The following is a 14,322-nucleotide window of genomic DNA, read 5'->3' as shown; positions in this document are numbered from 1 at the left end:
CGCCGGGCCATGCCCGGCGGAATCCCGGTTCCACGCGGGGCGGTCAGCCGCCCTGCTTTGCCGCGTAATCCTGCGCCTGGCGCATCACCCGCAGCAGGTTGCCGCCCCAGATGCCGGCAATCTGCTGTTCGCTTTAGCCCTTGCGCAGCAGCCACGCAGTGATCTTCGGCAGCTGGCTGACATCGGGCAGGTCGCTCAGGCCGCCGCCGCCATCCCAGTCCAGGCCGATGCCTACGTGCTCGGGGCCGACCACCTTGAGGATGTGCTCGAAGTGGGCGAAGAAGTCGTCCAGGCTGGCGTGGCGCACCGGGTGTTCATGGTCCAGCGCCTGCTCGGCCTGTTGCAGGGCGACGCCCTTGGCAATGGTCATGCCTTCCCAGCCGCCCAGCTGCCTGCTCAGCGCTTCTTCGGCCTGTTTGCGTTCGGGCGTCTTGGCGGTGTCGATCAGGTAGCCGCCATAGGCATTCACCTGGATCACGCCACCGGCCTTGGCCAACTGCCGCAGGCGCGCATCATCGAGGTTGCGCGGGTGGTTGTAGACCGCCTTGGCCGAGCTGTGCGAGAGCACGAACGGCACCGGCATCATCGCCAGCAGGTCATCGAATACCGCATCGGACGCGTGCGACTGGTCGATGACGATGCCCAACTTCACCGCGGCACGCACCAGGTCCTTGCCGGCCGGGCTCAGGCCCTTCCACTCCGCGCCCTTGGGATCGGTGGCCGAATCGGCGAACTCGTTGTTGGCGAAGTGAACCGTGCTCAGCAAGCGCAGGCCGGCGCGGTGGTAGAACGAGAGCAGGCTGGGATCTTCCACCAGCGGGCTGGCGTTTTCCATGCTGATGTAGACCACGCGCTTGCCGGCGGCCTTGATCCGCGCGGCATCATCGGCGGTCAGCGCCAGTTCGAAGCGCTCGGGGTTGGCCGCCAGCATCTGCCGGATCTCCAGCATCCGCTGCAGGCCATGGTCGCGTTCGGCCAGGTGGGCGGCTGCAGTGCGGTCGCCCTGGTCGGTGTAGATCGCCCAGAAGCCGCCATCCAGCGCGCCCTCGACCATGCGCGGGTAATCCACCTGCGAAAGCGCGTTGTGGTCGTGCCGCTGTTCGATGTCGAAGCCGGCGCGGCCGAAGTTGGCCGGCGTGTCGAGGTGGCTGTCCAGGGTCAGCAGACGCTGCTGCAGGGCCTTGGCGCGGGCCAGCTCCTGCGCGCTGAACTCGATGGCATGGGCGGACAGCGGCGCACTCAGCGCCAGGGCAAGCAGCAGGGACAGGCGACGCAGCGACGGCATGGGCTCTCACCGGTTAGGACAAGAGCCCGACCATAGCGCTGCGCCCGCACATTGGGTAGCGCCGGGCCATGCCCGGCGGATCTTTGCCGGGCATGAATCCTGTTCACGGCCCGGCGGCCAGTCTGCCGCGCATTGCGATGCGCTCAAGACAATGGCGCCCCATTGATCAGGTGGCGCGGCTCGGCTCTACAGGTTGAAATCAATCAACCACGCGGCAGAACACGGCCTTCAGGTAACGCGATTCCTGCACGTGGGCCATGAACGGATGGTCCGGACCAGCGCCAGCCACCTTCAGGATCTGGATCGTGCGGCCGGAGAAGTAGGCCGCGCGGCGCAGCATGTCGAGGAACTGGTCCTCGGCCACCAGGCCGGTGCAGGAGAACGTGGCGAACAGGCCGCCCGGCTTGACCACGCCCAGCGCCAGCTTGTTCATGTCCAGGTACTTCTTCAGCGCGGTGATGACCTGGTCGCGGTCGCGGGTCATCTTCGCCGGGTCCAGGATCACCACGTCGTACTGCTCGCCGCGGTTGGCGGCATCGCGCAGCCACGGGAAGATGTCGGACTGGACGAACTTCGGGCGCACGTTGTTCAGGCGCGAATTGCCCTTGGCGATCTGGATGACGTCTTCATCGATGTCGATGCCGACCACTTCCGAAGCACCGCGTGCGGCCGCGTACACGGCAAAACCGCCGGTGTTGCAGCACAGGTCGAGCACGCTCTTGCCTTCCACCTGCTGGCTCAGCCACTGCCGGTTCTCGCGCTGGTCGGCGAAGAAGCCGGTCTTGTGCGCACCGGCCGGGTCGGCGCGGAACTTGATGCCGTACTCGGTGATCACCGACGCTTCGGTGGTGGTGTTGCCGTGGAAGTCGAAACTTTCCTGCTTCTGCACGTGTTCGTCGGCGAAGCTGTGGAAGCGGCAGCCCGGGAACTGTTCGCGCAGGGCGTCGTAGATCCACTCGCGGTGGCGGAACATGCCGGCGGCGAAGAATTCGACCACCACCAGGTCGTTGTAACGGTCCACCACCAGGCCGGACAGGCCGTCGCCTTCGCTGTGCACCACGCGCCAGGCGTCGGACACCGCGTCCAGCTTCAGCACGCCACGGCGCAGTTCGACCGCCTGGGCGATCTTGCGCGAGAACCAGCCGGCATCGACCGGCACGTTCGGGTCGGTCTCGAGGATGCGCACGGCGATGCGCGAGTGCCCGTTGTAGAAGCCACGGCCGATGAACTCGCCATCGATGCCGACGACGTCGACGATGGAACCGGGCTTGGGCCGGACGGTCGGCTTCTCGACCAGTTTCTGGAAGATCCACGGGTGGCTGGAGCGCCACGCGTTCTTTAGGCGGACAACGGGAAGGGGGGTATTCATCGGCCTATTGTAAACCGGCGGCCGGGGTCAGATTCCCGCAGGGGCTCTGACCCCGGTGTGGCGACGACGAGGGGTCGGAGCCCCTGCGGGGGTCCGCCCCCGCCCGCCGCCCATTTGACGGCGGCCCGGCCAGGCCGCAGAATCGGCCCCAGAAGGGGAGTAGCTCCCAGACGTTGTCGCCGTCAATTCGAGCCCGCAGGCTCCGGTGCAACGGCAATCCCACCCGCGTGGGGTTGCGAGCGAGACCTTCGCCGTACTGGCGAAGCTCTGTCCCTGGATCCCCCTCCCGATCCTCCGTTGCAGATCCTCGCCGTCCGGCCTGGCATTCATCTTTCCAACGGATATTCCCAATGCAGACGATCGGTAATGTGTGGATGTGGGGCGGCTTCGTGGCGGTGGTCATCATCGCCCTGCTCGTCGACCTTGTGTTGATGCGACACGGCGGACCGCACAAGGTCACCTTCAAGGAGGCCCTGTGGTGGTCCATCGGCTGGGTCGTGCTGGCCCTGCTGTTCAACGCGGGCCTCTGGTACTACCTCAGCGAGACCGCCGGCCAGGTGGTGGCCAACAAGGTCGGCCTGGAATTCCTGACCGGCTACCTGGTCGAGAAGGCCCTGGCGGTGGACAACATCTTTGTCTTCCTGATGATCATGAGCTACTTCGCGGTGCCGGAGGAGCAGCGCCAGAAGGTGCTGATCATCGGCATCCTGGGTGCGATCGTGCTGCGTACGATCATGATCTTCGCCGGTAGCGTGCTGATCAGCCAGTTCCATTGGCTGCTCTACGTGTTCGGTGCCTTCCTGCTCTTCACTGGCTGGAAGATGTGGTTCGCCGCCGGCCAGGAGCCGGACCTGGAGACCAACCCGGCCCTGCGCTGGATGCGAAAGCACCTGCGCCTGCTGCCGGACTACGCCGGCAACGCGATGAGTGTCATGCAGGACGGCAAGCGCTGGTTCACCCCCCTGTTCGCGGTGCTGATCCTGATCGCGGTGACCGACGTGATCTTCGCCGTGGACAGCATCCCGGCGATCTTCGCCATCACCACCGACCCGTTCATCGTGCTCACCTCCAACGTGTTCGCGGTGCTGGGCCTGCGTGCGATGTTCTTCCTGCTGGCCGGCATGGCCGACCGCTTCCACCTGCTGCCGTACGGTCTGGCACTGGTGCTGGGCTTCATCGGCATCAAGATGATGATCATCGATCTGTTCAAGATCCCGACCCCGGTGTCGCTGGGCGTGGTCGCCGCGATCATTGCCGCCACCGTGGTGCTCAGCGTGAAGTACCCGCCAAAGAACGACGCCGGCCAGGCCTGAGCCTGAGCGGGCTGCAGCGCGCGGCCGGCGGGATTGTCCCGTCGGCCGCCCCCACTCTCCCGCAGCGGTGGCCTTGGTTTCCCGCCCGCCACCGCCATTGCTGAGGTATGGACAACAACACGCCCCTGCCCGCCGGTGACGTGCCGGCCCCCCGCAACGACCGCATGCGCATCCTGCGGGCGTTCAATGTCAGCCTCGGCGCCGTGCTGGTGCTGCTGGCCGTGTTCGCCCTGCAGGGCAGCTTCGACTGGCGGCCGTGGGCGGTCGCACCGCTGGAGGCCAAGGGCCTGCTGGGGCTGATCGGCGGGCCGATGCTGCATGCCTCGGTTGAACACGTCGCCTCCAACGGCTTTGCGATCCTCATCCTCGGCACCCTGGCAGGCAGCGTGTACCCGAAGGCCACCGTGCGAGCCCTGCCCCTGCTGTGGCTGGGATCGGGCGTCGGCGCGTGGATGCTGGGCAACCCCGGCAGCGTGCACCTGGGGGCCAGCGGCGTGACCCACGGCCTGATGTTCCTGCTGGCCAGCCTGGGCCTGCTGCGCCGTGACCGCGCGGCGATCGCCACCGGCCTGATCGGCATGCTGTTCTACGGCGGCATGCTGATGACCATCCTGCCGCATGCCGACGGCGTGTCCTGGCAGTCGCACATGGGCGGTGCCTTTGCCGGCATCATCGCCGCGCTGCTGTTCCGCAACGCCGACCCGATGACGCCGCGCCAGCACTACAGCTGGGAGGACGAGGAAGACGAGGTCGAGGCACTGGCCGACGACGAGCTCGAGCCGCCTTCGCCGCGCCGCGTGCCGGTGCTGTGGCAGCCGCGCGAGGGGCAGGATTACGTGGTGATCCCGTTCCGTCGGCCGGACGAGCCGCGCGGTTGAGTCGGTAGTGCCGGCCGCTGACCGGCACTACCGGATTCTCAATTGCCCGCGGCGCCCATGCCATCCACCGCCTGCCGGCCCAGCGCCGGGTCATCGGTGAAGAACGCATCGATGCCGGTGGCCAGGTAGGCACGCATCTCGGCAATCGAACCGGCCGGGTTGCGCGCGCTGTCGGCGCCCTTGCGCAGGTTGCTGGCCTGGAAGTGGTTTTCCGGGCGGAACGTGTACGGAATCACCATCAGGCCGGCCGCATGCGCATCGCGCACCAGCGCGGTCGGCGTGCCCAGTGCGCCCTGGGCGTCCAGCGGGATGATCGAACGCAGCTCCGGGCCAATGCCATCGGCATAGCTGGCGATGTCCTTCAGTCCGACCGGGGTCATCATCTGCGCATAGGTGAGCGTGCCACCGGCCTTGGCCACATCGGCCGGGCGGGCATCGCCCTTCCACAGCAGCTGCAGCAGGCGGATGTTGCTGCCACGGCCGATCCTGCCGCGCAGGTAGCGCAGGTTGGCGGTCTCGAACGACTGGATCGTCACCGGCGCGACGGCGGTATAGGCGTTGCCGCGCAGCGCGGCCAGCACCTTGTCTTCCATCGGCAGGCCGATGGACTGGAAGTAGGTCGGGTGCTTGATCTCCGGCACCAGGCCGATGCCGCGGTTGGCACGGCCGGCCTGCTGCATCAGGAAGGCCAGGATCTCGTCCAGCGTGGCGATGCGGAACTGGCCGTCGAACGCGGTGCTGCGCAGCTCCGGCAGGCGCTCGCGGCTGTAGAGGGTCTTCAGCTCGGCCAAGGTGAAGTCTTCGGTGAACCAGCCTTCCACCGTCTCGCCGTCGATGACCTTGGTGGTCTTCCGCTTGGCGAATTCCTTGTGCTCAGCCACATCGGTGGTGCCACCGATCTCGTTCTCGTGGCGGGCCACCAGCACGCCGTCCTTGGTCATCACCAGGTCCGGTTCGATGTAGTCGGCGCCATCGGCAATGGCCTGCGCGTAGGCCGCCAGCGTGTGCTCGGGCAGCAGCGCGCTTGCGCCGCGGTGGCCGTAGACCGCGGCCTTCGCGGTCACCGGGGTGGAAGTTTCAGCACTCATGGCCACCGATGGTGCCACGGCCAGCGACAACAGCAACGCACAACCCCACGACTTCACTGCGACTTCCCCAAGCGGTATGTGATGGGGGTCAGTATGCGGCGGGAATATGACAGCCGGGGCATTGGGGACCCTGGCGTTACTTGCCGATGCAGAAGCTGGAGAAGATCCGGCCCAGCAGGTCATCCGCACTCATCTGCCCGGTGATCTCGCCCAGCGCGTCGTGCGCCAGCCGCAGTTCTTCGGCGGCCAGTTCCAGGTGTTCATGCACAAGCTCGCCATCGGCGCGCTGCGCATGCTCCTGCGCGCGTTCGATCGCATCCACGTGGCGGGTGCGGGCGGAGAACTCGCCATCCACCTGCTCCCCTGCGCCGGCCGATGCAATCGAGCGCAGGCGCGTGTGCAGGTCTTCCAGACCGGCACCGGTGGCGGCCGAGACGAACACGCGGTCCGGATCGTCCAGCGCCGGCAACGCATCCAGCAGGTCCGACTTGTTGTGGATGTAGACCTTGTGCGGCACGGCGGCCACGGCGTCGCCCAGCGCGGCTTCGCCGGCGGCCGGGTCGCGCGCGTCCAGCACGATCAGCGCCAGGTCGGTGCGTTCGATTTCCACGTGGGCGCGGCGCATGCCTTCGCGTTCGATGGCATCGCCGCCGTCGCGCAGGCCGGCGGTGTCGACCAGGGTCAGCTCCAGGCCGTCCAGGCGGATGGTCTCGCGCAGCGTGTCGCGGGTGGTGCCGGCAATGTCGGTGACGATGGCGCGCTCGCTGCCAGCCAAAGCGTTCAGCAGCGAGCTCTTGCCAGCGTTCGGCGGGCCGATCAGCACCGCATGCAGGCCATCGCGCAGGCGACGGCCGCGCTCAGCATCCCGGCGCAGGAGGGCCAGATCAGCGCGCGCCTGTTCCAGCCCACGCCGCACCTGCGCGCCGCCCAGGGTATCCAGCGGTTCGTCGGCGAAGTCGATGGCGGCTTCCACGTGGATGCGCAGCAGCACCAGCTGTTCGACCACCGCCTCGATACGGCGTGAGAACACACCGTCCAGCGAGCGACGTGCCGCGCGCGCGGCGCGGTTGTCACCGGCGGCGATCAGGTCGGCGATGGCCTCGGCCTGGGCCAGGTCGAGCTTGCCGTTGAGGAACGCGCGTTCGCTGAACTCACCCGGCCGCGCCTGGCGTGCACCGAGCGCGATGCAGCGCGCGACCAGCTGCTGCAGCAGCACGGGGCTGCCGTGGCCCTGCAGTTCCACCACTTCCTCGCCGGTGAAGCTGTTCGGTGCCGGGAACCACAGCACGATGCCGTCGTCGATCACCTCACCGTCGGCATCGCGCAGGCGCGCGTAGTGCGCATGGCGCGGGCGCAGCGTGGGCGCGCCCAGCGCGTTGGCGATCGCCGCGGCACGCGGGCCGGACAGGCGCAGCAGGCCGACACCGCCCGCGCCGGGGGCACTGGCGATGGCGACGATGGTGTCGGTACGGGTCACATCGTCCATGGCTCAGAGCTTCTCCAGCTGCGCGCGCGCCTGCGCAGCGCCACTGCCCTGCGGCTGCAGGGCGAGGTAGGTGGTGTAGGCCTGCTTCGCCTTCGCTTTGTCGCCGGCGTTGAAGTAGGCGTCGCCCAGGTTGAGGTGGGCCACCGCACGCGACGGGTCGATCTTCAGAGTGTTCTCCAGCCAACGCGCGGCTTCGGCGTAGCGCTGCTGGCGGTAGTAGACGAAGCCGAGGTTGTTGGCCGCCTGGGCAAAGTCCGGGCGCAGCTTCAACGCTTCGGTGAACTGCGTGACGGCTTCGTCGTACTGCTTTTCGCGGTACAGCTGCAGGCCACGGTCGTTGGCCTGCTGCGCGCGCTGGCGATCCGAGGCCGGGCCGGCGGTGGGCACCACCAGCCTGGCCTTGCCGCCCTGCAGGTCGGCCACGGTCACCGGTGCCTGCGCGCCCTTGGCATCCTGCGCGGCGTCGACCTTGTTGTTCAATGCGATGGCATCCGGGGTCAGCTGGCGCGTATCGGCATTGAGGTATTCCTGGCTGTCGGGCACCTGGAACACGAACTCGCCGCCCTGCGAACCGGGCAGGCTGCCGAAGGCCGGTGTCTGGTGCGAGACGGCCGACACCGCCGGCGCCACGTAGGCGGCCAGTTCGGTACCCGTGATCAGGCCGTCGCCATTGAGGTCGCCCTTGCCGGCCAGCGCCTGCAGCAGCACCCAGGTGAACACCGAATGGCCGTTCGGGCCGGCATCGGCCACCTGCTGGTCGGCACCGCCGGCAGTCAGCATCTGCCGCGCGCTGCGGCGTGCGTTCTCACGCAGGAACGACGACGACGACGGACCACCGCGGGTCAGGCCCAGGCCGCTGTAGCAGGCATCCATCACGAACATCACGTGCTTGGCCTGCATGCTCTCGGCGATGTTCTGGATGTCGGTCATCGCAATGGCGTCGGTGGCCAATTCCTTCGGGTCCGAGTCCACCGGAATGATGTAGCCGAGGTCGCGCCCGGAGGCGAGCTGGCGGGTGGCGCCGTGGCCGGCGAAAAACACGAACACGCGGTCATTCTTGCCGGTGCGGTCGTCGGCAAGGCGGTCGTGGAAGGCGGCCAGGATGTTGTTGCGGGTGGCCTGCTCGTTCTTCAGCACGATCACCTGCGAGGACGGGAAACCGAACTGCCCGGTCAGGGTGTCGGCCACCGCCTGCGCATCGTGGCTGGCGTATTCCAGCTTCGGCCACTTGGCGTAGTTGTCGATGCCCACCACGATCGCCCACGACTTCTCGTAGCCGGTGGTGACGGTGGCATCGCTGCTGGCGCCCTTGCGCGCGCGGGCGACGGTAAACTCGCGGCCGTTCCAGCCGGCGAACTGGTAACCGTCGGCGATCAGCCGGTCGAGGATCTGCGGCAGCGCCTTCACCGCTCGGTCGTGGATGTCATGGAACAGGATGATGCCGCGCTGTTCCTTGTTCACCTGGCCGAGCACGCGCTGCACGATCGATTCCGGCACCGGGTCGGCCCAGTCCATCGAGTCGATGTTCCACATGATCGACTTCAGGCCGGCCTCGTTCAGCAGCTGCAGGCCTTCGGCGTTGCGCGCGCCATACGGGAAGCGGAACAGCGGCGCACGCTTGCTGTCGACATCCTTCAGCAGGGTGTCGGTGTCCAGCACCTGCTGGCGCAGCGCATCGCCGGTGGTGCGCGACAGCTGGGCGTGGGTCAGGCTGTGGTTGCCCACTGCATAGCCCTCTTCCATCAGGTTGCGGCTGATCTTCGCCATCGGGCCCAGGCTGACCTTGCCATCGGCCTCGACCTTGCCCAGGTTCCGGCCCACTTCGAAGAACACGCCCGGCACGTCGTAGCGCTTGAGGATGGCCACCACTTCATCGGTGTAGGCCTTGTGCGGGCCGTCGTCGAAGGTCAGCACCACGGTCTTGGCCGGCAGGTCGCGGCCGAAGATCTCGCGGTCGCTGTCCTTCATCGACATCGGGTACGGCTCGATCACCCCGTAGTCGCGCAGGATGGCCTCGCGGCTGTAGTCCTTGTGCAGGTGGGCGATGTAGTCCTCCCACTTCTCGCGCTTCAGGTCGATGGCGCGGGTGCGCTCGAAGCGGCTGAAGATGCGGGTCAGTTCCTGGTTGTAGCTGCGCTCGATCTCGTCCAGCGCGTCCAGGTCTTCGCCGATGCGCTGGTGCAGCTTCACCGCCGGCAGCGAGGAATCCGCACCGACACGTTCGTGCAGGTCGCGCAGCACTTCGCGGAAGGCGAGGCGATCGGCATCGAACAGCTCCGGCGCCGATTCGATGTAGTCCAGCACGGTGCCCAGCGCGGCGAAGCGCTGCGGGCTGCCACCACGCAGCAGGCTGTCGAACTGCGCGGCGATGGTGGTGCGCTGTTCCAGCCCATCGTGGAACAGCTGCTGGCCGATGCGGGTGGAGGTACCGCGGTCGGCGGCACTCTGCTGCTCTTCGTCGGCCAGCAGCACGATGATGCGGCGGTAGCCATCGAGCTGCTTCTGCAGCGCGGCCAACAGCGGGGCGGCGGCCGGATCGGCGGCGGCCTGTGCGCTGGGCTGGGTGACGGCGGCGGCGGGCGCCTTTCCCTCCTTGTCGCCGCAGCCGGCAACGGCCAGGGTCAACAGCAGCGAGGGCAGGAACAGGCGGAACGACGACGCACGCGGCATGGCAGGCTCGATGGATGGGGACACGGTGTGCGGGCGATTCTACGCCCCGCATGCGAAAAGCCCGCCTTGCGGCGGGCTTTTGCGGGTCGGTCAGGTTATTTCTTCTTGACCGGGGCCGGTGCGGTGGTCACCGGCAGCGGCTCGCCGCCGTGGCGCTTGGTCATCCACCACTGCTGCAGCAGGCCCAGGCCGCCGTTGACCACCCAGTACAGGACCAGGCCGGACGGCATGAAGGCCATCATGACGCCGAAGACCAGCGGCATGAACTGCATCATCTTCTGCTGCATCGGGTCCATGCCCGGTGCCGGGGTCAGCTTCTGCGTGGCCCACATCACCGCCATGTTGATGACCGGCAGGATGAAGTACGGGTCGCGCGCGGTCAGATCCTGGATCCAGCCCAGCCACGGCGCCTGGCGCAGTTCGACCGACTCGACCAGCACCCAGTACAGGGCGAAGAAGATCGGCATCTGGATGAGGATCGGCAGGCAGCCGCCCATCGGATTGATCTTTTCCTTCTTGTACAGCTCCATCATCGCGGTCTGGAACTTCTGGCGGTCATCGCCATAGCGTTCCTTCAGCTGCGCGATGCGCGGCTGGAAGCGACGCATCTTCGCACCGCTCTTGTACTGCACGGCCGACAGCGGGTAGAGCACCAGCTTCAGCAGCACCACCAGGCCGACGATGGCCCAGCCCCAGTTGCCGACCAGCTTGTGCACCTGGTTCAGCACCCAGAACAGGCCCTGGCCGATCACCGCCATCATCGAGAAGCGGCTGTAGTCGACCACGCGGTCCAGGCCCGGCACGTCTTCCTTGGCGATCTGGTTGACCAGCTTCGGGCCGACCCACAGGCGGGCTTCGGTGCTGGTGGACTGGCCCGGGGCCACGGTGAAGGCCGGGCCACGCGCTTCGATCAGGTCACGACCGGCCACCTGCGACAGCACGTAGTGCGCGGTCTGGTCCTTCTGCGGGATCCAGGCGGTGAAGAAGTGGTGCTGCAGCATCGCCAGCCAGCCGCCGGTGATGTTCTGGTTCAGCGCGCCATCTTCCAGGTAATCCTTGAACGCACGACGCTGGTACTTCCTGTCGTTGTCGTACCAGGTCGCACCGTTGAAGCTGAACGAGTCCGGGTTGGTCATGTTCCGCGACAGGATGGTCGGGGTACGGTCCAGGGTGCGGTAGACGTAGCCGTTCCACGGGGCGGCGCCGGTGTTGCTGACCTCGTCCTTGAAGCGCACGGCGTACTCGTTGCGCGAGACGGTCAGGGTGCGCTTGATGGTCACGCCGTTGTCGGCAGTCCACACGAACGGAACCTGCAGTTCGTTCTGGCCGTCGGCCAGCACGAAGTCGCGGACGTCACCGACCAGTTTGAATCCATCGGCGCCCGGCACCGGGGCGTTCTTGTCTTCGCTGGCCCAGCCGCTGATCGCGCTGTACGGATGCGCGGGGTCTTCGGTCAGCAGGCGCACCGGGGCACTGCCTTCTTCCTTGGACTGCGGGAACTGCAGCAGCTCGGCGTCGAGCACGCGGCCGCCGTCCACCACCAGGCGCAGCACGTCGGTGGTGATGGTCACGCGCTGGGCGGCCGGGGTGGCGCTGGCCTGGGCCTGCTGCGCCGCGGCCTGGCCCGGGGCACCGGGGACCTGCGCGCTGGGGATGCTGCCCGGGGTCGCACCCGGAACGCTCTGTGCGGCGGCCTGCGCGGAAGTGGTGGTCGGGGCCGGGGTCGGCGCGGCCTTTTCACGGCCCCACTCCATCCACAGGAACACGGCCACCATCAGCCAGGCAAAAATAAGGAATACGCGGGTCTGGTTCATCAGCGGACAGGCTCGGCGGGGCCGGGACGCGATGCCGGCTCGATCAAAGAGGGAGGTGCGATGCCATCTGGCGGCGGCATTGTGCCGTCCACGCCCGGCGCGGGCAATGCGCGCAGGCGCCGCAGCAGGCGCAGAAAGGCCTGGCGGATGTCGTCGTTGCTGGCAGAACGCGCAGCACTACGAGCCACGACGACGAAGTCGCCTGGCTGGATTTCGGTTCGTGTCTGACGCAGGATGTCGCGCAGGACGCGCTTGATCCGGTTACGCCCGACGGCGTTCGGATCAACCTTGCGGGAAACCGCCAGACCCAGCCTGGCCGGCCGGTCAGCCGGCAGCCAGTGCAGGGTCATCAGCGGATCGGACACACGGCGGGCGCCGTTGAAGACCGTTGAATATTCGGCACGCGTGCGAACCCGCGCAGAGCGAGGGAATCGCTTGCGCGGGTCTGCAGTATTCACTGTCGAAGGGATTGCGTCTGCCGCGATGTGCGGCATGGCAATCAGGCGCTCAGGACTTTGCGGCCCTTGGCGCGGCGACGCGACAGGATCTTGCGGCCGTCAGCGGTCTTCATACGGGCACGGAAGCCGTGGTCGCGCTTACGCTTGAGGTTGCTGGGCTGGTAGGTGCGCTTGGTGGCCATGTGGGCCTCTCGTATGAATGGGACGGGAAAGAACCGGAAATTCTAGAGAGGTCTCCCCCCCTACGTCAACCCCTTGTGACTACGCCAATTCACCGGGCTGTGCAATAGCTGTGGATCTTTTTGTGAATAAGTAGGGGACAAGCATTCCGAAGCCGGGCGCTCGGTGGTAGTCTGAGCCATCCATTTCCCCCTTTCAGGCCTGTGTTTGGGCGCGTTGTCGCGCCTGTGCACAGGTCACCGGACGATTATTGCCGATGGATGCCTGGTCCCGAAGTCTCGAACGCCTCGAAGCGGAGTTCCCGCCGGAAGACGTTCACACCTGGTTGAAGCCGCTGCAGGCCGATCTGCGCGCGGACAGCCTGGTGCTGTATGCCCCGAACGCCTTCATCGTCGACCAGGTGCGCGAGCTGTACCTGGCCCGGATCCGCGAGCTGCTGACGCACTTCGCGGGTTTCGGCGACGTTTTTCTTGAAATCGGCTCGCGCCCGCGGCCCTCGGAGGCGCAGAACGCGCCGGTTTCGAGCGTGTCAGCGGCGGTGGTGGCTGCACCGCAGGTGCCGTTCGCCGGCAACCTGGACAACCACTACACCTTCGCCAACTTCGTCGAAGGCCGCAGCAACCAGCTGGGCCTGGCCGCTGCCTTCCAGGCGGCGCAGAAGCCGGGCGACCGCGCGCACAATCCGCTGCTTCTGTACGGAGGCACCGGCCTGGGCAAGACCCACCTGATGTTCGCCGCTGGCAACGCCATGCGCCAGGCCAACCCGGGTGCGAAGGTGCTGTACCTGCGTTCGGAACAGTTCTTCAGCGCGATGATCCGGGCCCTGCAGGAAAAGACCATGGATCAGTTCAAGCGCCAGTTCCAGCAGGTGGACGCGCTGCTGATCGATGACATCCAGTTCTTCGCCGGCAAGGACCGCACCCAGGAAGAGTTCTTCCACACCTTCAACGCGCTGTTCGACGGCAAGCAGCAGATCATCCTGACCTGCGACCGGTACCCACGCGAAGTCGAGGGCCTGGAGGCGCGCCTGAAGTCGCGGCTTGCGTGGGGCCTGTCGGTCGCGATCGAACCGCCGGACTTCGAGACCCGCGCCGCGATCGTGCTGGCGAAGGCCCGCGAACGCGGTGCCGAGATTCCGGATGATGTTGCGTTCCTGATCGCCAAGAAGATGCGCTCCAACGTGCGCGACCTCGAAGGCGCGCTCAATACCCTGACCGCCCGCGCCAATTTCACCGGCCGCGCGATCACCACCGAATTCGCCCAGGAAACCCTGCGCGACCTGCTGCGCGCCCAGCAGCAGGCGATCAGCATTCCCAACATCCAGAAAACCGTTGCCGACTACTACGGCCTGCAGATCAAGGATCTGCTGTCCAAGCGCCGGACCCGTTCGCTGGCCCGTCCGCGCCAGGTCGCCATGGCCCTGACCAAGGAGCTGACCGAGCACAGCCTGCCCGAGATCGGCGATGCGTTTGCCGGTCGCGATCACACCACGGTGCTGCATGCCTGCCGCCAGATCCGCACCCTGATGGAAACCGACGGCAAGCTCCGCGAGGACTGGGACAAGCTGATCCGGAAGCTGAGCGAATGATGCACGGACGCTGATGAGGCGTCATCGCACAAAACGGTGCAGAATCCGGTAGCAAGCGCGGGATGAGTTGTGGATAAAAAGGGCGCCTGAAAACGCGTCGAATTTATCCACAGCTTTCCCCACCCCCTGGAGGGCGGTAATGCAGAGGGTTTCGAGGCTAGAAACTCTTTTTATTACAAAGACTTAGCATTGT

General features: G+C 66.8%; 10 protein-coding genes and 1 pseudogene. 3 read left to right on the top strand and 8 right to left on the bottom strand.

Translation table 11 applies throughout. The features are described 5' to 3' along the window. Nucleotides 1–43: 43 nt before the first annotated feature. Nucleotides 44–1,285 (bottom strand): annotated as a pseudogene (locus AC1VXD_RS02095) (dipeptidase). 199 nt (nt 1,286–1,484) lie between these two features. Then, nucleotides 1,485–2,654 (bottom strand): class I SAM-dependent rRNA methyltransferase, encoded by a 1,170-nt coding sequence (locus AC1VXD_RS02090; protein ID WP_482990613.1) that lies wholly within the window; start codon nt 2,652–2,654, stop codon nt 1,485–1,487. Nucleotides 2,655–3,004: 350 nt separating this feature from the next. Here AC1VXD_RS02090 and AC1VXD_RS02085 point away from each other — a divergent pair, with 350 nt between their 5' ends. Both AC1VXD_RS02085 and AC1VXD_RS02080 read left to right on the top strand, forming a co-directional pair. Next, nucleotides 3,005–3,967, top strand: coding sequence for a TerC family protein (locus AC1VXD_RS02085; protein WP_482990612.1), 963 nt, complete (start codon nt 3,005–3,007; stop codon nt 3,965–3,967). A 107-nt stretch (nt 3,968–4,074) separates the two neighbouring features. After that, a complete protein-coding gene (locus AC1VXD_RS02080) occupies nt 4,075–4,845 on the top strand; it encodes a rhomboid family intramembrane serine protease (RefSeq protein ID WP_482990611.1) in 771 nt (256 codons plus the stop codon). 38 nt (nt 4,846–4,883) lie between these two features. Here the strand turns inward: AC1VXD_RS02080 and AC1VXD_RS02075 are convergent, their stop codons facing one another. The 6 genes from AC1VXD_RS02075 to rpmH all read right to left on the bottom strand — a co-directional run bounded on the left by AC1VXD_RS02075 (nt 4,884) and on the right by rpmH (nt 12,543). Further along, nucleotides 4,884–5,990: a glycerophosphodiester phosphodiesterase gene (locus AC1VXD_RS02075; RefSeq protein ID WP_482990610.1), complete on the bottom strand. Its 1,107-nt coding sequence runs from the start codon at nt 5,988–5,990 to the stop codon at nt 4,884–4,886. A gap of 79 nt (nt 5,991–6,069) precedes the next feature. Beyond that, nucleotides 6,070–7,419 (bottom strand): tRNA uridine-5-carboxymethylaminomethyl(34) synthesis GTPase MnmE, encoded by a 1,350-nt coding sequence (gene mnmE, locus AC1VXD_RS02070; RefSeq protein ID WP_482990609.1) that lies wholly within the window; start codon nt 7,417–7,419, stop codon nt 6,070–6,072. Between the two features lie 3 nt (nt 7,420–7,422). Continuing rightward, the gene (locus tag AC1VXD_RS02065) at nt 7,423–10,089 is read right to left on the bottom strand and encodes a polysaccharide deacetylase family protein (RefSeq protein ID WP_482990608.1); all 2,667 of its coding nucleotides are present in this window, start codon (nt 10,087–10,089) and stop codon (nt 7,423–7,425) included. Between the two features lie 95 nt (nt 10,090–10,184). Continuing rightward, nucleotides 10,185–11,903: a membrane protein insertase YidC gene (gene yidC / locus AC1VXD_RS02060; protein WP_482990607.1), complete on the bottom strand. Its 1,719-nt coding sequence runs from the start codon at nt 11,901–11,903 to the stop codon at nt 10,185–10,187. After that, nucleotides 11,903–12,397, bottom strand: coding sequence for a ribonuclease P protein component (rnpA, locus tag AC1VXD_RS02055; RefSeq protein WP_482990606.1), 495 nt, complete (start codon nt 12,395–12,397; stop codon nt 11,903–11,905). Before rnpA ends, yidC begins: the two co-directional genes overlap by 1 nt. Before the next feature lie 5 nt (nt 12,398–12,402). Beyond that, on the bottom strand, nt 12,403–12,543 hold the full coding sequence (gene rpmH / locus AC1VXD_RS02050) for a 50S ribosomal protein L34 (protein WP_005411729.1): 141 nt from the start codon (nt 12,541–12,543) through the stop codon (nt 12,403–12,405). 254 nt (nt 12,544–12,797) lie between these two features. Between rpmH and dnaA the strand changes: the two genes are divergently transcribed. Further along, nucleotides 12,798–14,129, top strand: a complete 1,332-nt coding sequence (gene dnaA / locus AC1VXD_RS02045) for a chromosomal replication initiator protein DnaA (protein WP_482990605.1) — start codon at nt 12,798–12,800, stop codon at nt 14,127–14,129. Nucleotides 14,130–14,322 lie beyond the last annotated feature (193 nt).

The sequence above is a fragment of the Stenotrophomonas sp. STEN054 genome, assembly GCF_056854535.1.
The sequence above is the reverse complement of the archived record's forward strand: the minus strand, read 5'-3'. Positions and strand labels throughout refer to the sequence as shown.

Bases quoted from the DNA above. Each gene is read 5' to 3' on its own strand.
- AC1VXD_RS02085 (WP_482990612.1), top strand. From the start codon at position 3,005: ATGCAGACGATCGGTAATGTGTGGATGTGGGGCGGCTTCGTGGCGGTG.
- yidC (WP_482990607.1), bottom strand. From the start codon at position 11,903: ATGAACCAGACCCGCGTATTCCTTATTTTTGCCTGGCTGATGGTGGCC.
- rnpA (WP_482990606.1), bottom strand. From the start codon at position 12,397: ATGCCGCACATCGCGGCAGACGCAATCCCTTCGACAGTGAATACTGCA.
- AC1VXD_RS02090 (WP_482990613.1), bottom strand. From the start codon at position 2,654: ATGAATACCCCCCTTCCCGTTGTCCGCCTAAAGAACGCGTGGCGCTCC.
- AC1VXD_RS02065 (WP_482990608.1), bottom strand. From the start codon at position 10,089: ATGCCGCGTGCGTCGTCGTTCCGCCTGTTCCTGCCCTCGCTGCTGTTG.
- AC1VXD_RS02080 (WP_482990611.1), top strand. From the start codon at position 4,075: ATGGACAACAACACGCCCCTGCCCGCCGGTGACGTGCCGGCCCCCCGC.
- rpmH (WP_005411729.1), bottom strand. From the start codon at position 12,543: ATGGCCACCAAGCGCACCTACCAGCCCAGCAACCTCAAGCGTAAGCGC.
- dnaA (WP_482990605.1), top strand. From the start codon at position 12,798: ATGGATGCCTGGTCCCGAAGTCTCGAACGCCTCGAAGCGGAGTTCCCG.
- mnmE (WP_482990609.1), bottom strand. From the start codon at position 7,419: ATGGACGATGTGACCCGTACCGACACCATCGTCGCCATCGCCAGTGCC.